The 20,107-nt window shown below is 55.0% G+C and carries 22 protein-coding genes and 1 pseudogene; 16 read left to right on the forward strand and 7 right to left on the reverse strand.

All coding sequences use genetic code 11. From position 1 onward, the window contains the following. Nucleotides 1–399 precede the first annotated feature (399 nt). The 3 genes from MW898_RS13555 to MW898_RS13565 are packed head-to-tail and all read left to right on the forward strand — an operon-like array spanning nucleotide 400 to nucleotide 949. The gene (locus MW898_RS13555) at nucleotides 400–627 is read left to right on the forward strand and encodes a hypothetical protein (protein ID WP_248908187.1); all 228 of its coding nucleotides are present in this window, start codon (nucleotides 400–402) and stop codon (nucleotides 625–627) included. After that, on the forward strand, nucleotides 624–782 hold the full coding sequence (locus MW898_RS13560) for a hypothetical protein (protein ID WP_248908188.1): 159 nt from the start codon (nucleotides 624–626) through the stop codon (nucleotides 780–782). Before MW898_RS13555 ends, MW898_RS13560 begins: the two co-directional genes overlap by 4 nt. Continuing rightward, the gene (locus MW898_RS13565) at nucleotides 779–949 is read left to right on the forward strand and encodes a hypothetical protein (protein ID WP_248908189.1); all 171 of its coding nucleotides are present in this window, start codon (nucleotides 779–781) and stop codon (nucleotides 947–949) included. The genes MW898_RS13560 and MW898_RS13565 overlap by 4 nt, the downstream gene beginning before the upstream one ends. A gap of 1 nt (nucleotide 950) precedes the next feature. On the opposite strand, the gene MW898_RS13570 is transcribed toward MW898_RS13565, so the two are convergent. Beyond that, nucleotides 951–2,192, reverse strand: coding sequence for a tyrosine-type recombinase/integrase (locus tag MW898_RS13570; protein WP_248908190.1), 1,242 nt, complete (start codon nucleotides 2,190–2,192; stop codon nucleotides 951–953). A gap of 529 nt (nucleotides 2,193–2,721) precedes the next feature. On the opposite strand from MW898_RS13570, the gene MW898_RS13575 reads away from it, so the two are divergent. The 5 genes from MW898_RS13575 (at nucleotide 2,722) to MW898_RS13595 (ending at nucleotide 8,466) form a co-directional block, all read left to right on the forward strand. Further along, on the forward strand, nucleotides 2,722–3,228 hold the full coding sequence (locus MW898_RS13575; protein ID WP_248908191.1) for a hypothetical protein: 507 nt from the start codon (nucleotides 2,722–2,724) through the stop codon (nucleotides 3,226–3,228). A 591-nt stretch (nucleotides 3,229–3,819) separates the two neighbouring features. After that, nucleotides 3,820–4,881, forward strand: coding sequence for an isocitrate lyase (gene aceA / locus MW898_RS13580; RefSeq protein ID WP_248908192.1), 1,062 nt, complete (start codon nucleotides 3,820–3,822; stop codon nucleotides 4,879–4,881). Between the two features lie 82 nt (nucleotides 4,882–4,963). Beyond that, on the forward strand, nucleotides 4,964–5,878 hold the full coding sequence (locus MW898_RS13585) for an HpcH/HpaI aldolase/citrate lyase family protein (protein ID WP_248908193.1): 915 nt from the start codon (nucleotides 4,964–4,966) through the stop codon (nucleotides 5,876–5,878). Between the two features lie 410 nt (nucleotides 5,879–6,288). Beyond that, a complete protein-coding gene (locus MW898_RS13590) occupies nucleotides 6,289–7,977 on the forward strand; it encodes an ammonium transporter (protein ID WP_248908194.1) in 1,689 nt (562 codons plus the stop codon). Between the two features lie 21 nt (nucleotides 7,978–7,998). Then, nucleotides 7,999–8,466, forward strand: coding sequence for an Lrp/AsnC family transcriptional regulator (locus tag MW898_RS13595; RefSeq protein WP_248908195.1), 468 nt, complete (start codon nucleotides 7,999–8,001; stop codon nucleotides 8,464–8,466). Here MW898_RS13595 and MW898_RS13600 read toward each other — a convergent pair. Next, a pseudogene (locus tag MW898_RS13600) lies at nucleotides 8,446–9,188 on the reverse strand (ferredoxin-like domain-containing protein); the annotation flags it as partial. The gene MW898_RS13595 and the pseudogene MW898_RS13600 sit on opposite strands and share 21 nt — an antisense overlap. Nucleotides 9,189–9,294: 106 nt before the next feature. Here MW898_RS13600 and MW898_RS13605 point away from each other — a divergent pair. Further along, entirely contained in the window at nucleotides 9,295–9,822 is a 528-nt protein-coding gene (locus MW898_RS13605; RefSeq protein WP_248908196.1) for a pyruvoyl-dependent arginine decarboxylase, read from the forward strand. Between the two features lie 41 nt (nucleotides 9,823–9,863). Then, nucleotides 9,864–10,199 carry a DUF5811 family protein gene (locus MW898_RS13610; RefSeq protein ID WP_248908197.1) on the forward strand — a complete coding sequence of 112 codons (336 nt, stop codon included), beginning with the start codon at nucleotides 9,864–9,866 and terminating at the stop codon, nucleotides 10,197–10,199. A gap of 99 nt (nucleotides 10,200–10,298) precedes the next feature. Here MW898_RS13610 and MW898_RS13615 read toward each other — a convergent pair whose 3' ends face one another. Together MW898_RS13615 and infB are read right to left on the reverse strand one after the other, a co-directional pair. After that, nucleotides 10,299–10,490: a DUF8015 family protein gene (locus MW898_RS13615; protein WP_248908198.1), complete on the reverse strand. Its 192-nt coding sequence runs from the start codon at nucleotides 10,488–10,490 to the stop codon at nucleotides 10,299–10,301. 70 nt (nucleotides 10,491–10,560) lie between these two features. After that, a complete protein-coding gene (gene infB / locus MW898_RS13620) occupies nucleotides 10,561–12,375 on the reverse strand; it encodes a translation initiation factor IF-2 (RefSeq protein WP_248908199.1) in 1,815 nt (604 codons plus the stop codon). A 144-nt stretch (nucleotides 12,376–12,519) separates the two neighbouring features. Between infB and MW898_RS13625 the strand changes: the two genes are divergently transcribed. Together MW898_RS13625 and MW898_RS13630 are read left to right on the forward strand one after the other, a co-directional pair. Then, complete coding sequence (locus MW898_RS13625; protein WP_248908200.1) at nucleotides 12,520–12,759, forward strand: PRC-barrel domain-containing protein; 240 nt, start codon at nucleotides 12,520–12,522, stop codon at nucleotides 12,757–12,759. Continuing rightward, entirely contained in the window at nucleotides 12,760–13,215 is a 456-nt protein-coding gene (locus MW898_RS13630) for an NOB1 family endonuclease (protein WP_248908201.1), read from the forward strand. Between the two features lie 185 nt (nucleotides 13,216–13,400). Here MW898_RS13630 and MW898_RS13635 read toward each other — a convergent pair whose 3' ends face one another. Both MW898_RS13635 and MW898_RS13640 read right to left on the reverse strand, forming a co-directional pair. Next, nucleotides 13,401–14,159, reverse strand: a complete 759-nt coding sequence (locus tag MW898_RS13635) for a CPBP family intramembrane glutamic endopeptidase (protein WP_248908202.1) — start codon at nucleotides 14,157–14,159, stop codon at nucleotides 13,401–13,403. A gap of 208 nt (nucleotides 14,160–14,367) precedes the next feature. Then, nucleotides 14,368–15,660 (reverse strand): phosphoglucose isomerase-related protein, encoded by a 1,293-nt coding sequence (locus MW898_RS13640; protein ID WP_248908203.1) that lies wholly within the window; start codon nucleotides 15,658–15,660, stop codon nucleotides 14,368–14,370. Between the two features lie 91 nt (nucleotides 15,661–15,751). On the opposite strand from MW898_RS13640, the gene MW898_RS13645 reads away from it, so the two are divergent. The 4 genes from MW898_RS13645 (at nucleotide 15,752) to MW898_RS13660 (ending at nucleotide 19,447) form a co-directional block, all read left to right on the forward strand. Then, nucleotides 15,752–16,285 carry a DUF8056 family protein gene (locus MW898_RS13645; RefSeq protein WP_248908204.1) on the forward strand — a complete coding sequence of 178 codons (534 nt, stop codon included), beginning with the start codon at nucleotides 15,752–15,754 and terminating at the stop codon, nucleotides 16,283–16,285. 59 nt (nucleotides 16,286–16,344) lie between these two features. Then, nucleotides 16,345–16,881 (forward strand): DUF5812 family protein, encoded by a 537-nt coding sequence (locus tag MW898_RS13650; RefSeq protein ID WP_248908205.1) that lies wholly within the window; start codon nucleotides 16,345–16,347, stop codon nucleotides 16,879–16,881. Nucleotides 16,882–16,952: 71 nt separating this feature from the next. Continuing rightward, the gene (gene secF / locus MW898_RS13655; protein ID WP_248908206.1) at nucleotides 16,953–17,834 is read left to right on the forward strand and encodes a protein translocase subunit SecF; all 882 of its coding nucleotides are present in this window, start codon (nucleotides 16,953–16,955) and stop codon (nucleotides 17,832–17,834) included. Beyond that, nucleotides 17,831–19,447 carry a preprotein translocase subunit SecD gene (locus MW898_RS13660; protein WP_248908207.1) on the forward strand — a complete coding sequence of 539 codons (1,617 nt, stop codon included), beginning with the start codon at nucleotides 17,831–17,833 and terminating at the stop codon, nucleotides 19,445–19,447. The genes secF and MW898_RS13660 overlap by 4 nt, the downstream gene beginning before the upstream one ends. Here the strand turns inward: MW898_RS13660 and rnhB are convergent. Beyond that, a complete protein-coding gene (rnhB, locus tag MW898_RS13665; protein WP_248908208.1) occupies nucleotides 19,444–20,085 on the reverse strand; it encodes a ribonuclease HII in 642 nt (213 codons plus the stop codon). The two genes, MW898_RS13660 and rnhB, sit on opposite strands and share 4 nt — an antisense overlap. Between the last annotated feature and the right edge of the window lie 22 nt (nucleotides 20,086–20,107).

Here is a 20,107-nt window from a genome sequence, read left to right on the forward strand (position 1 = left end):
TTCTATATAGAGAATATATGTTTTGTAGCAGTAAGTGTAAATTGATTATATTTTTATGTTCACTTTAAATCCAATAGACTTATTACATTCTATTGGCACGGATGACGACTTCGACAAATTTGTCGAAATCAGCGGCTAGAACCGCTCTTCCCCCCCAATAAACCTATTATCGTTCAGATATAGCTATAGACATGCAACGTATGAATGAACGAGATCTAACCCTACTACAACATAAATGGCCTTGGATGCATGGTTGGAGCATTATACGTGACCTCTCTGATTCGACAGAGATTCGTTTTACGATAACTACAGATTATAGTTAACGAAAAAGTGCCGCGCAGGCGCGTCATGTTGGAGCAGGGCACGTCCGCACGGCTGACCTCGGAAATAGAGGCCACTATGACCTATACCACTCAGACAGATAGCAGCACCGACTACAACCGAGCGACCACCCTGTGTGTCGGCTGTGGCGAGGAATGCCGCGAGGCACTCATCGTCCGATTCTCACGTCCTCTAGATGGCGCGCAGATCGCTAGGGGCAGTGTCTGCGAGGACTGTGCTCCTCGGATGCTTCGACGGGCACAAGATGGGACGGAAGCCGTTCCTGCAGAGGTGCGATGGCCATGACTCTGACCACCCTCATAAGGTTTTTCTCAACCGGAATAGACCGACGTGACGATCCAAATCACGGACAAAACAGTTACGAGGGCGGACACATCCTGTCGGTGCAGGAGCAGGGCGGTGAGGAGTTCGGTCATGTTTGGCTGGAGGACGACCGATGAGTCTGTTGATTCACATCGAGACCGATCTCCGCTCATCACTTCTCAAGCATCGCGAGGCCTTCGAAACGCTGGCCGAACACGACGATGGTGAGATTGCGGAACTGCTCGGAGAATTTCCGCTCGAATTGATCGACGAACTACCAGATAGGGAGGATGACGATGAGTAAGTCAGGAACTAAGCTGCTCGACGAGCTGTGTGCGGAAGTCTGCGCGGTCGTCGGCGAGATCCCCAACCTCGAGAATCGCTTGGATCTTATCGGGATCGTCGGTTCGCGCCAAGGCATCGCGGAGGAATTTATTGAGGTCTCTGGACCGTTTCGCAGCCTCGGGATCGAGGGCTTGGCCACACCACACACACAGTGGTTCGTGTTTGGGCGTCGGCTTCTCGCAGCGGGGGCAATCATGGGGCGCAATATCCTCCTCTTCGGTCTCCTCGACTTCTATTCCGTGGAGTTTGCGGTATTGTCGGTTCGCAGATTCACGCCCGAATCTAGAGATGTAGCGTGCGGTGTGATCGCTGCCACGCGCGCGCCCTTGACGGTCTTCGATAAGCGTCTGGCTGGCACCCTGTCGGGCCAGCCAGCAGGCGTTCGACTTCCTGAATGCGGTCGGCGTGACTGGTTTGGTAATTCCGGCGCGTTTCGCAGGCTCCTTGAACATCTTGAGATAGCTTCGATAGCTCATCTCAGAGCCATCGGAAAGTTTGCACCACAACGGTGCAGTGTGGTCAGTGCGGCGTGGGTGTTCGACCAACCACCGCTTTACGAACGGAACAGAAGGGATGAGGTCGATCGATCGCTGTCCGGTCTTACCATCGACACTAACGATAAGGCCGGTGTCAGTATCGGAGACGTCCCCAATCTTCAGACCTTCGAGCTCACCACCACGCAAGCCAGCATCGAACTGGAGAGCGATAGCGGCTCGATCGCGGGGATTGTGACACTCCTCAAGCATCGCCTGGACTTCATCATCCCACGCCAACATCTTCGACGGATCGGGCATGGGATCATAGCTCGATGGCAGGGTCGTAGAGATCCAGCTCAGCGAGTCCGGGATCTCATCATCGTCCGCCAGTCGTTTGCCGAAGATGCGGATGGCAACGCGGTAACTGTGGTTCGTTTCTGGCGTCTCATCGAGGTCGTACTCGCTGTGGATCCAACGGACGATCTCTTCTGCAGCGTCTCGGTCATCAAGGGCCTCAGCGATCGAGACAGGACAGAGCTCAGACATTCGAACACAATGACGGAGCAGTTTCACATGACGGTGCCAGGAGTACGTTTCTCGCAGCAAACTGAGTCGGTCGGAGAATTCAAGCAGCGCCTCACGGTCGGAATCGGATCCGCCGCGTTCATCCGTTTCGAGTTGCTCCCGAATTACTTCGACTTCCCGCTTGGGTTCCCTCGAAGACATACCTTTAAGTCATATAGCGTTGGGATTATGAACATGTGGTGCACATCCCGGCCTAGGCTTAGCTTATTAACGTCGATCACTGTTGTTCTTTGAAAGATGAGCCCTGCGTAGGTTCTTAATGTCCAAACCATCGAGGAGTACGTTCTATTTCTACCAAATCAGCTGGAAAAGACGGTCGATGAAACCACCAGCAAGACGTTCGCCACCGCACTCGTGCCAACTTATTTAGAAATGCAGCAATTACAGCGACCATGTTAGATATTGCCGATGTTCTGCGAGACCACACAGAGAATCGCATTCGAAGGGATGATATCGAGTGTCCAGCCGATAGATGCGAGGGCAGGGCATTCGATGTTCGCGTGTGGACGACTGCGAACGGGACACCCGAAGGAGCCGCGATTTGCAGAGAATGTGATAGCCGGATCAATATCACCCTGTCCAAATCTGAGCTGAACAAAATACAAGAGCCACTCAACAGCTTCGAGAAAGAAGTAAAGAATCTACAAAAAGAGCTTGACAACCTCTGATTATGGCGATTCTCGACAGCGTCCTACATTTCCTGCGTGGACATCCACTTCTTTCAGGCGTGACAGTGATGGCTGTTCTCGTGTTCGTTGTTGTCTTCGTTAGATACGTTCTGTTGTACGGATACAAGCGATCACGCGAAGAGACAACTAGTGCTGACGGTCCAGATTGGCAGAGAAAAATCGTCATCGTCGCAAAGGAGGTCCAATGGGTTTGGGAGAGTAAGTACGTCGAACCAGAATCCCGTGGAGAAGCCTATTCGATAGACGAGGTGAAGGGAGAAATGGGATTGTTGGCGGACAAGCTCGATAGAAATGCGTCAAACGTGACTGCGAACGAGGTGCCACCCGAATTTGTAACGATGATATACGAAACCGCACAGAAATGCCGAAGCGTCGAAAGCTGTCTCACAGGAGTTGGACAGAATCCGCAGTTCGTAGAAGAAGGAACGAAGGCAGTGGAAGCCGCAGAGAAGTTGGAAAAAGCAGCGCGCCACCATCTGCAATCGTAATCGAAGACGAAAGACGACGATTAGTTCTCAAACCCGTATTCGAACGTCTGTAAAACGAGGTATCCGCGACAGTCCGCACTTCGAGAGCAAGATTGTGACAAATTCTGATTGAGTAGATCCGATTCACCCACTCTGAAGAATATTAAAAATGATATAACGAGGATTGAGTGCCTTACGTTTCAATTTCTGTGAACCTACTCACTTCTAAAGAAGAACTACCCGACAGACCCAGAAACAGAGATCCCAATGATCAATCGTATGCTCTAGCTACTCGCTGGTTTTGGTGAAGCCAAACCAAATCCATACTCACTGAGTACACCCAGAAACCGACTAATACGCCGCGTAGCCGTTCGATTGCTGAATGCTCTAATCCTCCGACATCAACCGCCTGAGCCCTTGCTAGATACTCACTTTCCCTTTAACCCATTGACTGCATTTAGTGCCTGAAAAGCCATTAAAGAGTATTATCATTATAAATCATAACAGTTTTTACTACGGCTGCGGCATCGTCTAATGCGCATTAGCAGCGGCGGACACCGCTGTCTAAGGACCCGCTCGATCCGACGGGATACATCGGATCACAGCACAACCATGACCGAATCTACCGGCGACGATCAGGTCGAAAAGCTCGTGAACAACAGGGAAGCAAGCATTCGAGAGATTGACAACACCGCAGGTCGTGAGTTCCGCGAGTTACTCGATTCGCAGAATTTCGTGTTCGCACCAGGACTGTATCACGCACTCGATGCCCGTTTGGCAGAGATGGCCGGGCTCGACGCAGCGTACATGAGCGGCTACTCGACCGTGCTCGGACAGTTCGGATTTCCGGATCTCGAAATGGTCACGATGACCGAGATGGTCGAGAACGCAAAGCGGATCGTGGAAGCGACGAACCTTCCCGTTATCGCGGACTGTGACACTGGCTACGGTGGTATTCACAACGTCCGTCGGGCCGTTCGCGAGTACGAGAAGGCGGGCGTCGCTGCAGTTCACATCGAAGACCAGACCACGCCAAAGCGCTGTGGTCACATCGCCGGAAAGCAGATTGTCTCCCGAGAGAAAGCTGAAGCCCGTTTCTCCGCTGCAGTGGACGCAAAGCAGTCCGACGATACGGTCATTATCGCCCGCACGGACGCCTACGGCTCGGCCAACGGCGACTGGGACGAACACCTCGCTCGTGGCCGACTCTACTCCGACGCTGGCGTTGATCTCGTGTGGCCAGAAATGCCCGACCCCTCGCGCGAGGACGCCGTCAACTACGCCGAAACGATCCATGAGACGCACCCGGATCAGAAGCTCGCGTTCAATTACTCATCGAGCTTCGCGTGGTCCCAAGAGGAAGACCCGCTCACCTTCGAAGAGCTGGGTGATCTTGGATACAAGTACATCTTTATCACTCTCTTTGGACTTCATTCGGGCGCACATTCTGTCTACGAGGACTTTTCGAAGCTCGCAGAGAGCGACGAAGAAGCTCAGTTCGACCTCGAAGGTCGCTATCTCGACCACGAAACCGAGAGTCACCACGAACTCTCGTTCGTCAGCCGATATCAAGACATCGAGGCCGAGTTCGATCCCGAAGCGAAGGCCAGAATGGAGGCCTCAGAGGGCTTCAGCGAAGAGAAATCAGATCCAATCTCGTCGGATGACGACTAACCGATCTGTCCAAATATACCACGCTACAAGATAGCGAGCACCACAATCTACATAATCACATACATCATTAACAAATACGAAAATGAGTGAGGAAATCAAGCTCCGACGGTCACAGCTTGCAGTCCCGGGGAGTAACCCGGACTTCATCGCGAAAGCACCGACATCTGGCGCTGACGAGGCGTTCCTCGACCTTGAGGACAGCGTTGCACCGAATAAAAAAGTCGAATCGCGCGACAACGTGATCGAGGGACTCATCGAGCACGATTGGAGCAACACCTTACCGTGCTACCGGATGAACGGCGTCGATACGAAGTGGTGGTACGGAGACATCATCGAAGTCATCGGCGAGGCAGGCGAGTACGTCGACACCATCATGGTGCCGATGGCGAACAACCCGGGAGTCGTCGAATCTGTCGACAACCTCCTTACTGCTGTCGAGGAGAACAACGATCTTCCTGTTGGTGAGATTGGCCTTCAGTGCCAGATCGAACACGCTGAAGGAATGACCAAAATATCGGAAGTCGCAACCGCCTCCGATCGGATCGAATCGCTCGTGTTCGGCCCTGGTGATTACACTGCTAGCGTTGATGCCGCCGGTCTGACCATCGGTTCCGGAGAAGGGTACCCTGGTCACTACTGGCATTATCAACTCTCTCGCATTGCCCACGTCGCAAAATCACACGGGATGCAGGTCATCGACGGACCATTCTCCGATATCGACGACGGGGAAGGATTCCGTGATTCCTGTCGAAATGCCGCACGGCTTGGCTGTGATGGTAAGTGGGCCATCCACCCGAGCCAGATCGAACCGGCAAACGAGGTCTTCGCACCGAGCCGAGAGGAGGCCGACCGAGCAAAGCGCATCGTCGAAGAGTACGAAGCGGCCACCGAAGGTGGTGCCGGTGCGGTTAAAATTGATGGCGAGATGGTCGATGAGGCGACCCGCAAAATGGCCGCCAACATCATGCGACAAGCTGACGAAGCTGGGATGTACTGACGGGTCGACGAACGTACTCGCTCTTCTTTATTTTGTGAAACCACCATTGGCTTCAATTATCTAACCCGACTATACTGGAAGTGTGAGGAAATCAATTGGAAGATAGACCAATCCCTGCTGCGCGTGAGTATTGGTGAACCATGTGGCAAGTATGACGCTTTACAAGTGTCCAAAACCGACTTCCCAATCGTTTACTTCTTGGACAAAATACAACCTTATATTGTCTACATTCTACTGTAAATACTACAATCCATAACTTACACCCATTAAAATTGGATATTTTCAACTCAACGTTTATATATGTCCATTCCATCCTATTCCGACGTGAAGTACTATCCGAATGAACGGCTGTTTGGGGAAAAGGTGGACAAACATCAATATATATCAGAGTATGGTTTTCAGGTGGTTAGATGAGTGAGTCTGTGCTATTACAGATGGATCCAACAGCAATTACGGAGGCAATCAACTACGTCTGGGTGCTCGTCGTAACCTTCCTCATCTTCTTCATGCACGCCGGCTTTGCGATGTTAGAAGCAGGGCAGGTGCGCTCGAAGAACGTTGCTAACCAGTTGACGAAGAACATGCTCACGTGGAGTGTGGGAGTCATTGTGTTCTTCCTCGTCGGCTCGGGGGTTGAGGCGTTCACTGCAGCCCTCACGGCAGGTGGTGAGTACGGAAACTTCTTCGCCATCCTCTCTCCAGATCAATCGCTGGTGTGGGTCGACTGGCTGTTCGGAGCGGTGTTCGCGATGACTGCTGCGACCATCGTTAGTGGGGCAGTCGCAGGGCGCATGAAGCTTCGTGCGTACGTTACCTACACCATCCTACTGGCAGCAGTGATCTATCCCGTCGTGACGGGACTGACGTGGGCCGGTGGCTGGCTCGACACGATCGGTTTTACTGATTTCGCTGGCGGGATGATTGTCCACGGGATGGGAGGCATCGCGGGGCTCACCGCCGCGTGGATCGTCGGACCCCGACTCAACCGGTTCAACAGCGATGGAACCGCGAACGTCATTCCGGGTCACTCGATTACCTTTGCGGTATTGGGAACCCTGATTCTCTGCTTTGGGTGGTACGGCTTCAACGTCGGCACTGCAGCCACACCGCTCGCAGAAGGGGCAACGGGACTTGCCGCCTTCCAAAGCGTCGGACGAGTGGCGCTAACGACGACGCTCGGGATGGCTGCGGGTGCCATCGGAGCAGGCGTCGTTTCGCTCGTGAAAACGAAGAAAGTCGATACGCTGTACGTTGCAAACGGAATGCTCGCTGGACTCGTTGGCATCACGAGTAATACGGATCTCATCACGTGGTACGGTGCGCTCTTCATCGGCCTCATCGCAGGAGCACAGCTACCGATTGTGTTCGAAATGATCGAAAAGCGGCTACAGATCGATGACGTGTGTGCGGTGTTCTCGGTCCACGGCAGTGCGGGCGTCATTGGTGCGCTCTTGCTCGGCGTTCCGCTGTTCACCATCCCAGATGCGGGTGTGAGCTTCGTCGATCAACTGATCGGAGTCGTCGTCATCGCTGGATGGACGATCTTCGCTACGGCAGTCATCTTCGGTGCGCTGAAGGCCATCGGACAGATCCGTGTTTCCGAAGGACACGAATTCGACGGACTCGACATCAGTGAACACGGCGTCGAGACCTATCCGGAGTTCGGATTAGACGATACGACAGCAACCGACGGTGGAGGTATCCCACCCTCGGACGACGATACACTCCGTGCCGATGGTGGACTCACAAACAACGGCGAGATCAAAATGGTCATGGCCTACGTCCGGCCGGACAAACTCGCTGCGGTCAAACGGGCGCTGGCCGAAACCGGAGCCCCGTCGCTGACTGTGACGAACGTCTCCGGACGTGGTTCACAACCCGCGAAAAAAGGTCAATGGAGAGGTGAGGAGTACACTGTCGATCTCCACCAAAAGGTGAAAATAGAATGTATCGTTGCAGACATCTCTGCCGAAGCGGTTGCTGAGGCGATCTGTGAGGCGGCCCGAACGGAGGACCCTGGCGACGGAAAGGTGTTCATTCTCCCTGTCGAAGAGGCATATCAGGTACGCACCGGAAAAACCGGCCGCGACGCAGTCTAATCGAAACGGTTTATCCTTTTTATGACAAATAAATGTGATGATCTCGACAGACGTATCATAGATGCGTTGTTACGCGACGGTCGAGCAACGATCCTTGCTGTCGCAGAGCAGACTGCTATTCCAGCGACGACCGTCCAAAAGCGGCTGAGTCAACTGCACGAGAACGGTGTCATCAGCGGCTACGAATCTCGAATCGACTACTCACAGTTCGGCTACGAACTGACCGCGATCTTCAAGCTCGACCTGAACGGCGATGCGACCGAGCGGTTCGTGAATGAGCTCCGAGAAGAACCGCACATCATCAGTATCTATGAGGTCACTGGTAAGTTTGACCTCCTTGCAATCGGGAAATACACCGACACTGTATCGATGAATGAGCAGATCAAATCGATACTGACGGACACTACAATTCGGACAGGAGATACCAGCATCGTCCTCGATACAGTGCTGGAGGGTAAGCCGGTCGATTTGATCGGCGAGATCCGCTAGCGTGATCGCATCCTCAGCGCTCAATCGACCAACAGCGACGTTCAAACCAACGTAGTAGCGCCCGTCCTGTTGCTCGTGAACCCCGATATGGTCGTGTTTTCCGGCGGTGGGAGGTTTTCCCGCGTTGTACGTGTAATCAGTACGGAGATTCGTCCCTGCAGGCTCCACCGGGAAATCGACGTGTCCTTCGAGTTCCTCTCTGATGACATCAGTTCCCCAATCGTCGACGAAGAAGCGAGCCCGGTTCTTATTCCGATTCTGCCTATTCCCTTCGTCGTGGTACAGTTCGATGAATGCACGGACAATTTCAGTAGCGTGAGTGGGTTCGACGAAGATGTCGAGTGAGCGGGCTCGCCGTGGTTCACGGCCGCCGAGTCCGCCGCCGACGCGGATATTGAATCCTTTGATTTCCGTGTTATCTCGCCGTTTCCGTGCTGGCTCCAACGCCACATCGTTGATCGAATCCTGCGCGCATTCCTCTCGACAGCCCGTTACACTAATGTTGAACTTCCGGGGCATGTTACAAAGGCGTCGTTACGAATGCTCACTTGAATCTCATCGAGTTGCGCATGCATCTCGATGTACTCGTGGCGGTCTTTTCCGGCGACAGGACAATCAGGGATATTCCGCATTGTATCACCACCGGCCGACCGGGAGGTCACACCGACTGATTCAAGCACAGCCCAAATCTCAGGAACGTCCGCGAGTTCGATCCAGTGGACGATCGATGAATTTACAATGGTAATTAATCTGTAAAAGGGTCATTCGATCGACCTCAGTTCGAACGAATGCAAACCCATTAGCGCATCCGTCGACTGTTTTCGGATAATGGGGATGATCCGTATTGTGTGGGGAGCCGCTCACGCACCGACAGCGATGGCGTCCTACGACGCAGCACTCGCAGAAGCGAACGTCCACAACTACAACCTCGTGCACGTCTCATCAGTAATACCATCCAACGCGACTGTCGAGGCGGTGGGAACGGCACCGAATCTCGGACCTGTCGGAGAACAATTGACGGTCGTCGAAAGCCGGGAAACCGTCTCGGAGGGTCTGGCCGTTGCCGGGCTCGGATGGGCAAGCGAACCATCCGGACGGGGGATTTTCTACGAAGCGGGTGGAACCGATCCCGATGATGTTGAGACTCGAATCGAACGCGGACTCACTGCGGGGCGCACGCTGAGAGACTGGCAGTTCACCGACGAAGGTCGCAAGATCGTGACAGCCAACAACGACGAGAGCAAGAGCAGCGACCGGAGCGAAACCGGGGCAAAAACAGTGTCCGAGCAATCAACATCGGGGTACACGACGGCGGTTGTCCTCGCAGTTTACGGCGATAGCACGCCGTTGATCTAATCACGCATCATTTATATACATGCTACTCCTTGGACGCTCGAATGCACGGTAACACACCATATGCGGGTCGACCGGCGGATACTCCTGAACTCTCCGCTGAGCAAATCAGATCACTCCGGAGCGACATCGCAAATGTGACCAAACAAACACGCGCGCTTCTTCCCGATGAATTCGTCGTCGGATCGGAGCTGCGTGAGGGAAACGACGGGACACTGGCAACTGTCGCCGTTCAGCCGCCTGTCGGACGAGTCATCTCGACTGGCGTCCCGACCGATGCGACGGATAAGGATCACAGCAGATTGGCCCGCGAACTTGCCGCCGGAGCAGCACTACAGGTGAAACGTGCCGTCAACGATATCGAGCCGACCGCAGGATAGCAATTCCACCTCCGCTTACTCGTATTTGAATACAGTTCGTCGGCGTTATCGTGCGCAAGCGCCGATCTGGGCACACTGAAGTTTCCTATTGGGAAGTATTTACTCGCCAACGTCAGTTGGCGGATTGATAAAGAGTGCATAGCCGAGGAGACCGCCCGCTGGCACGCACCCACCCGCAAGTCCGAGTGTTGCCGAGACGGACGAAACGAAACTGACGACCATCCCGAGTACGACAGATAACGCTATCGCAGCAAGCACCACGTCGTGAGAGGACAACGGGACATCGATCATGGCAGTCCAAAGTAACGTCCCCCACCTAATTAATAGTTATTACCGATCGGTCGGTTCAGGATCGACGTGATTATTTGCCCCAGAACGGGTCGACCTTCCGTCGTTTGTCGAGATATCGGCTGAGTGTTTCTCGTTCGTCTGCAGGAATATCTTCGCGGAGTTCCTGTTCGAGGATCTTGGCGTGCTTCTCTGGAAGTTCGGTCCAGAGTTCGTCTCCCTCGTCAATCTGTCGGCCAACGGTGGGTCCATCGATGGAAACGCTAACACGTTCGCCCGCGCGAGCTTTATCGAGATCCTCACCCTGTGATTGGATCCCTTTGAGAACGCCGACGCGTTCAGGATTATTCCCTTCGAACGCTGCGATTGGCGAGTTTCGATAGAGAGTGCCCGATAGAATCTCGATGCCGACGACGGCGGGATTCGACTGCCGGAAGACGTGGTCTTCGAGGATGCGAAACGAACACGGATGCATGATGTTTTCGAGGACGGTGTCTTGCTGGGCGCGTTCGATTTCGGTGACGAACTCCTCGTACTCCTCAACGAGCTGGTAGATAACCTCGTTTCTGAAGATTTCGATGTTCTGTTCTTCCGCTCGTTCGTTTGCATCCGAGTGGATTTCGACGTTGAACGCGAGAATGACTTCGTGCTGTGCTTCTTCGGCAGTGGACGCGACAGCCACATCACGTGGCGCGACATCACCGACCTCTGCACGAACGATCGGGACTTCAGCTTCCTGCAAGGCGTTTGCGATCGCTTCGAGACTTCCGAGCGTGTCTGCTTTGACGACGACACCTTGCTCGTCGGTTTCGACCGTGATATCCGCGAGTTCTGCTTCGACAGCCGCGGTGACCTCCGCTACATCTTGATCACGGACAACGCGGACTGGAGCACCCGCGATAGCGTTGTCGAGTTCTGGTGCGGCGATCTTCACACCCGCCGCAGCGACGACCTCCTCGACCTGTTCGAACTGCTTTTCGGTCCGGATTTCCGCCAGCGCACGCGGTTGGAGGAGCGCACGAACCTCTGTAACGATCGGGTTGTTCTTCGCCCCAATCACGATCGTGTCGTCAGTTCGGATCGTCCCATCGTAGAGGACAACATCGAGGGTCGTACCGAATCCTCGTTCCTCGGTCACCTCAAGGACCGTTCCCGCCCCCGGTCCGGCCGTGTTTATTTCCATCGCCTCCTTCATGTATCGCTGTGAGAGGCCCATGAGGACGGTGAGGAGATCGGGAACCCCCTCTCCAGTGAGCGCGCTGAGCGGGACAACGCCAGCGTTGCGCTGGAAGTTCCGGACCTGCCAGTACATATCCGACGAAATGTCGTTGTCGCTCAGCTCACCGATGAGCGAATAGAGTTGTTCGTCAACCCGCGAGCGCGTACGATCATTCTGAGCGTCGAGGCTGGTCTGAATCGGGCCGGATTCTCGTGACTTCCAGCCCGGAACCGTATCGATCTTATTGGCTGCGACGACGAACGGCGTCTGTGTGCGTTTCAGTATATCGAGTGCTTCGATCGTTTGTGGCTGAAAGCCGTCATTCACGTCGATGACGAGAATAGCGATGTCAGCGAGCGCGCCGCCACGCGATCGAAGCGTCGAAAACGAATGATGCCCTGGAGTATCGATGAATAGAAGACCGGGAAGGTCGAAATCATCGGGATCGACCAACCGTCCGGCGATATCAGAGATCACATCGAGCGGAACGGCTGTTGCGCCGATGTGCTGGGTGATTGCCCCAGATTCACCCTGTGTGACTGCCGATCCTCGGATCGTATCGAGCAGGCTTGTTTTCCCGTGGTCGACGTGACCGAGAACGGCGACGATGGGGGTCCGCAATCCATCAGAACCAGAATGCGTGTCCGTATTAGTATCCGTATCAGACATGGGTCTCACCCGGAGAGAACTCCTTGTTCGAGTCTGTCCGTCGGTAAGGTTAAGTCTTAAGAAGCGGTGAGTCCGCGGGACATCGTTCACCTCGTCTCGGATGGCCCCACGTATTTATATGCTACCCTCCGATAGAACGGATATATGCCCAGAATTCTCGCAGAGAACCTCTCTGGAAAGGCCATCACTGGCTCGGACGGCACACAGATAGGAATGCTGTACAACATCACGATGAACGTCAAGAACGGTAAGCTCAAACACCTCGTTGTCGACCCGACAACGAAGGGGAATAACGAGAATTTCCCAACCAACGACCTCGGGCACTATCTCATCCCAGTCGACCGTGTGACGGCGGTCAAAGACCACGTCATTATCCGCCGATAGATGCACGTTCTCGACGCCTCGGCGTTTATCCGGGAGTATAACACAGACGGACAGACTGCCACAGTTCCACGGGTTCGAGAGGAACTCACAGCCGAAAGCGGATACCGATTTGACGCGCTCGAAGGAAGCGGAATGCACGTTCACGTCCCCGACGCGAATGCGATTGAGCACGTCGAACGTGCTGCACGCAATAGCGGCGACCTAAACGAACTCTCCGAGACTGACGTGCGCCTTCTCGCTGCCGCATTCGAACTCGATGCGACGCTGGTCACTGACGATTATGCGATGCAGAACGTCGCAGAACGCCTCTCCGTCTCGGTCGAAGCGATCGAACACGACGGGATCACCGAAGAACGCGACTGGCAATTCCAGTGCGTGGGCTGTGGACGCATCTACGACGACGATCCTGACCGCTGTCCAATCTGCGGAAGTGACTGTTCGAGAAAAAACCCATAGGTAATTGAACCATAAGAATTCTTGTCATACTCTCCGAGACGGTTGACCGTCCACAGCACGGCTAACTCGGAGATAACAGTTCGTCGGAACCGTTCGTGAGTGTTACGGCTACCAGAAACAGCCAACGTCTCACGTGAGCGTTGCAATAAAAGCGAACAAAAGCGTGCAAAAGAGAGTGAGTGCCTTCAGGGGGCGGCGATTCCCATCACTTGCGAGTAGGCGATGAGGAATTGGATAGCGTTGAACAGTCCGTGAACAATCGCTGGAATGACGAGATTGCCAGAGAGCTCATAGAGACTTCCGAGAATCAGGGCAAGGACGAAGATAACGGTCAGGGTCACGAGCATCTCTGTTGGCGACCCGATCAGTCCAAACACGTGAATCGAGGCGAAGACAGCACTCGCAATGATGATCGCCGGGACAGGACCAATCACGCGTTTGATCGTTCCTTGAACGATCCCCCGGTACAGCAGTTCTTCTGCCGGTCCAACGAGAAGGATCGATACTGGGACCAACAGCAACAACAATGCGGGATTTTGGAGACCACTTTCGATGAGTTCACTCTGAGCAGGATCGACACCGAGTTGCGTAATGACGAATGTGACGCCTCCCCATCCGATAAGAACAGCGATAATGCCACCAATGAGATAGCTGATTCCGCTCAGATTAGGAATACGGGCTCGAATGAGATCAGAGCCATCCTTAGAGTACATGAGGTAGACGAGTCCGACACCACCGAATCCGAGGCCCTGTAGCGAAAACGCACTTATCAACGCGAGTCGCTCTGGATAGTCAGTAACGGGAATTCCCACCAACTGAAGTGCCATAATGACGAGAAATGCAATGACGTTGCCCGCTACATAGGCACCGAGTGCGAGCGCGATCATCCCGCCAATCACCCGAAGCTGATCATCAGTTTCGTGCTTGACAGTCGCTTCCTCCATCGTTACTCGACCACCCACAGTTTGTCGCTGTCGAGTCGATTCATTAGTAACTGTACGGCTGCACGCCGAATAGATCTTGCGAGTGTGTCGTCCGATCTGTTGTGACAGGACAGGTGTTCGATACTTGTTGGAATTCTGTCACCAACAGCACGAATCCAAGTACAGAGACACTCCATCGTACGATGTTTGAGGTACAAGTACGTTTGTCTTATTCTATCACGAGCCGCTCTTTGCCAGAGACAGCCTTGGCTTCAGCGGTATCACTGCCGCCGAGAAGTCCATGTGCAGCGCGTTTTCCCCACTCAACAGCGGGTTGCGTGAACGTTTCGACACCCATCAGTTCGCCCGCGAGGATGCAGGCGGCTTCCATCCCGTGGAGTAGTTCACCGAGATTCGCTTCGTCGAGACGGTCGATTTCGACGCGGACGTTCGGCTGACCCGCTGCCGCGAGGCTCGCTTCTGTCGCTTCAAACTCTGCATCGAGTAGCGCTCCCGCTCTGGTGTCACCGAGATATTCGAGAGACTCGAATTCAGTGGTGGGAATGGTGAGTTCAGGTCGCTCTCGCGGGCGAACAAGCGTGATAATCTTGTCGTGTCGGCCAGCGCGGTAAAGTTGCAGCTGTGAGTGCTGATCGGTCGCACCGAGCGACCGTGCGGGTGTTTGGCCCATCCCCTCTTTCCCGAGGCTCTCTGCCCACAGCTGCGCGAACCACTCGGCGAAATATTCGAGGCGCTCTGCGTACGGCATGAACGCGTTCACGTGCGCACCGCGCTTTTCGAGTGCGTACGCCACGGCCCCGTAGGCGTATGCAGGACTGTCAAACAGGCTCGGTTGTAGTTTCTGGAGTCCGGTTCGGCCACCGTCGAGTATTGCCTCGATATCGAGACCGAGGATCGCTGCCGGGACGAGTCCGGTGGGCGAAAGGACAGAGAACCGCCCAGGGACACCAGAGGGAACCGACAGAGTGGGTAATGCGTGTTCGTCGGCGAGCGCACGGAGCGGTCCCTCATCGCCGGTCGTGACGATCGTCCGGTCGGTCCAGTCGACTCCGCTGTCGGCCATCGCATCGCGGACGAGGAGGAAGTTCGCAAGCGTCTCAGCCGTCGTTCCCGAGCGCGAGACGACGTGAACCGCTGTCTCCGAGAGAGGGAGGGAATCGAGCGTCGCACGGAGGTGTTCTGGATCGACGTTATCGAGAACTGGCGCGTGTTCATTCACGCCAAGTGCCGAAGCAAGAGTTGCCGCCCCAAGCGCGCTTCCACCGATACCGACGGTGAGCACGTACTCGCTGTCTGCAAGCGGAGCGACGGTCTCACGGATCGCGTGTGCATCCGTCGTTTCGGGGAGAGAGAGCGCAGCGTAGCCAAACTCCTCTGCAGCGATCCCACGCTCAATCCGTTCGTGCGCACGGCCGACGCGATCGTCGAGTCGATCGAGTGAATCACGAGAGACTCCGGGCTGTGCGACCCGATCGAGGGCGTTTCCGATATCGACGTCCATGCCCAGATCGTCGGTGGCCTGTACTATAAGTCGGCCGACACGGTGTCGCTGTATCGCGTCGCTTAATCGGGACGAACGCGTATCCACGACGATGAGCGTGAGCACGAGCGAGGAGGACAGCTACTCGGGGGCCATAACAGCATTTCCGTACGCTTTCAGAACGAGTAATTCTCGCGCATTCAAACTGTATGCTGTTATTGGTGGGCTGATAGCGCTTGGTGGATCACTCATTTTCTTGCTCGGGATCATCTCACTGCTGGGACGGCTTTCCGGGACACCAGCGGGGGTCCTCACCTTTCAGCCCGCACTGTATCTCCTCGTGTGGCTGTTCACTGTTGCTCCTATCGCTGCTCCTGTTTTGCTCGTTGCGCGCCGACACCGACTCGGAAACGGGGACAGCCGCTACGATCGGTCAATCGCACTCGCTGGATTCGTTTTTATGATAGCACTCTATCTCGCAGCGATCATCTCGACGCCAACGAGCCAAGAGGCGACCGTCCAGTCCGGACTCCTCGCCACAGTCATCCAGTTTCTCTACGGACTGCCACGAATCGTGGGAATCGCTCCACCGCTGCTGGCCGCGTTGATCATAGTGATCGTCCACCGCCTGCGAGCTGGCGACTAACCCGCTGGGCAGCATGCACAGAGCGGTGCAATGAAACCCACTCGTCACGAATCGGTGCTATGGAAACGGAGGGCACATTCTGTATCACACACGCCGAAGAGGATTCTGCAGTGCTCAAGAACGTTGAGAGCGGCCAAGTACACACCCTTTCTGAGAATCCTGGTGTGGAAACGGGTGACGTCCTGACTGGAACGATCACAACTGAACCACCCCTCGACGTGACATGGACGCTCATTTCCGTAGACGAGCGTCGCTCGATCACGCTCGAACAGAGTGATGAATTACCCACAACGCGAGAACGCACCCTTGCTTCACAACAGGAAGTCGGTGACATTACTCGAGAAGAACGAGCCGGAGACGGAGAGATACACGTCATCACGGTTCCTCACGAAGATGAGGACACGAGTGACGAAAGCAGCACAAACGAGGCGAGCGAGCAGAACGAAAACGAAGAAATGAATAAAATCGATCAGATCATTCAGGATGTGTTAGATGATGATGCAACGCTCGTCCGCGCAGCACGGTTGGGAGCAACGCGTGTAGAGGTTCGCTCCGATGCAGACACTGGTGTCGTGAGCGTCCGGTATCTCCCGTGAGAAGCCCAAAAATCACGGGGGTTTGAAATAGTATAAAAAAACTTATCCGCTGTGGTCACACACCGCCAGTCATGGCCCAGTTTGAGGTACCGGATGTGGATTTAGATTACTCCCGGTACACCAACCGTCAGCTTGCCGCTCTCCCGATTGCTGTGCTGGCGATCGCTCTTCTCATTATTGCAGGATGGTACGTCACCACCGGAGCACCCGTAACGCCAGGAATCGATTTCACAGGGGGCACGGAACTACAGATTACGACGACCGATTCGTCCGACGAGGTTCGACAGACGTTCTCGGACTTACCGTATGAGGTTGATACGATCGCACGCAGTGGCGGCTCCACGTATCTCGTCACGTTTCAAGCAACAGAGAGTAGTCAAGTACAGGAGATCACCAGTACTGCCCGTGAGGCAGGCTACACTGTTGAATCAGCGCAGTCACGCTCACCAGCGTTCAGTGCGAGGGCACAACAACAGGCCTTTGTCGGTGTGCTCGTCGCATTCGGTGGAATGAGCTTGCTCGCGTTCGTGCTCTTTCGAACGTTCATTCCATCGATTGCCATCGTTCTCAGTGCATTCTCCGACATCGTCATCCCGATTGCTTTGATGAACATTTTTGGAATCAAGCTCTCGCTCGGGACCGTCGCTGCTCTTCTGATGCTCATCGGATACAGTGTCGACTCTGATATACTGCTCAACAACAGCGTCCTCCGGCGGCGCGGTGATTTCTACGAATCGACCTACCGCGCGAGACGAACTGGTGTGACGATGACGCTCACCTCACTCGCCGCGATGATCGTCATGACGATCGTCTCCTCACCGTTTGTGTTCGACATTCCCCTCATGCCGTACATCGGCATCGTGCTCGTCTTCGGACTGGCTGCGGATCTGATGAACACCTATCTGCTCAACGTGAGCCTTCTGCGCTACTACAAATACGAGGCGATCGCATGAGTATCCGCGAGAACTGGCGCATCCTATTACTTGTTCTTTTCGTCGTCCTGAGCGGTGTCGCGCTGTTCGCACCCGAAGGTGGCGGGTCAAGCGGCGCGAACAACACGACAACAGACGTGAACTCCACAGCAGGGGCGACGCAGGGGCCGACGAACTTGCAGTTCGGTCTCGAACTCTCCGGTGGTACACGCATCCGAGCACCACTCATCGGACTGACCGCTGAAAACGCTCAGTTCGACATCAACAACAGCAACATCGAACAGAACATCGCAACGAATCTTTCAGTATCGCGCCAAGACGTGACCGTTCAGGTCCAGTCACAGGATGGTGGCACTGTCGAGATATTCAATCCAAACGTAACGAAAGAAGAGTTCGCAACGGCACTACAAGCGTCGGGAGTAGACGTTCAACAATCCGATATTCGTGACGGCGTCACTCAGAAGACGCGTGAAAATGCCGTACGGGTGCTCGATCGGAAGATCAAGGGTGCAGGACTATCAGGTGGCGATGCCGCTATCGTCACCTCTGCGACCGGAGGAGAGTCGTTCATCGTCGTCGAGGTGCCGAACAAGCAACCCCAAGAAGTCGTCGAACTCATCGACGAGCGCGGGACTGTACAGGTCGTTGCACACTTCCCAGAGAATAGAAACGACACGAGAGAGTATCGAGACATTCCTCTGTTCTCACAGGAGGGCATCGCAAATAGTGGACCAGTAGAGCAACGGGGCGGAGAAACGTGGGTTCCACTGACGCTCACCGACGCTGCTGCAAGGAACTTCTCGCACGCGATGCGGACCTACGGCTTCACAGAACGAAGGGGGATCCAACAGTGCTTTTATTATGAAAAGCCGAACAATTCGGGGCACTGTCTCTACACCGTCTCCAACGGACGAGTCGTCAATGGGACGATCACTGAAGGGCGGATCGTTTCCGCAGCAGGAATGGGAAGAGATCTCGCTCCAATCATAAACAACCGAGAATTCGTACAGAACCCGGACTTCAGAATCACTACGTCGAACGCCTCCGAAGCACAGAATCTCCTGTTGAACCTGCAGGCCGGTGCACTCCCAGCAGAGCTCGACATCAGCAGTGGGACGTCCACCTTCATTCAGCCGAGCTTAGCGCAGAAGTTCAAGACGTACTCACTCGTGACAGGGATCATCGCTATGTTCGCGGTTGGTGGGATGGTAGGATTCCGGTATCGTGAGCCACAGGTCGTCTTGCCGATGGTTCTGACCGCCGCTGCGGAGGTGTTCATCCTTCTCGGATTTTCAGCGGCCATCGGTCTCGCGCTCGATCTCTCACACATCGCCGGATTCATCGCTGTCATCGGAACAGGGGTGGACGATCTCGTCATCATCGCCGATGAAATCCTCCAACAGGGCGATGTCTCGACCGGACGCGTGTTCCGCTCGCGGTTCCGGAAGGCGTTTTGGGTTATCGGCGCGGCAGCAGCGACGACAATCGTCGCTATGTTGCCGCTCTCCGTGCTCTCACTCGGAGATCTCCAAGGATTCGCCTTCGTCACCATCGTCGGTGTCCTCATTGGCGTGCTCGTCACTCGCCCGGCCTACGGTGACATCCTCCGCAACCTGATCATGGATCGAAGTTAAAACGAATCGAGCGCTGATTGTTCGGCACGAGCGAGCACATCACGGCTGGTTTTCCACGAGGCACGCGCACAAGTCGGGAGGTGTCCGTGTTCACGAACGTAGTCAGCGAGGAACGCGCGAGTCGTCGGATCACTCGGATAGCCACTCCCTACATCGCCGTACTTCTCACAGAGAGCGTCAACAGCCGCATCGCGCTCGACTTTCGCAATGACGCTCGCCGCGCCGACGAGCGGGTACATCTCGTCGGCACCATGTTCTGCGCGTATCTCGATCGATGCGTCGACCCGCTGTTTGACCCGACGAGCAAAGCGGTCGGCGTCCGTATCAGCGCCGTCGACAACGCCCGAGAGGCCCTCTGAGACAATTTGCGCGAGTGCTTCTGCGTGGGCATCGACAGTGAGCGTGTTCATGTCCGTCGCCGGGTCGTCGATTCGATCGGGAGACACACGGGCAACGCTAACGTCTACGTCCGGATCGCTGTGCAGTTGCTGTGCGAGCGTCTCCCGGCGATCGGGAGAGAGCTTCTTCGAATCGTCGATTGTATCCGGGATACGGGCAGGAGGAGCGACGACGCACGCCGCAATCATTGGGCCGAGAACCGGACCCTTCCCCGCCTCATCCACACCGAACTGTTGCACGTCCCCGTTACTGATGTGGGCC

Origin of the sequence: Halocatena marina (genome assembly GCF_023276375.1) — an archaeon.
Taxonomy (GTDB): Archaea; Halobacteriota; Halobacteria; order Halobacteriales; family Haloarculaceae; genus Halocatena; species Halocatena marina.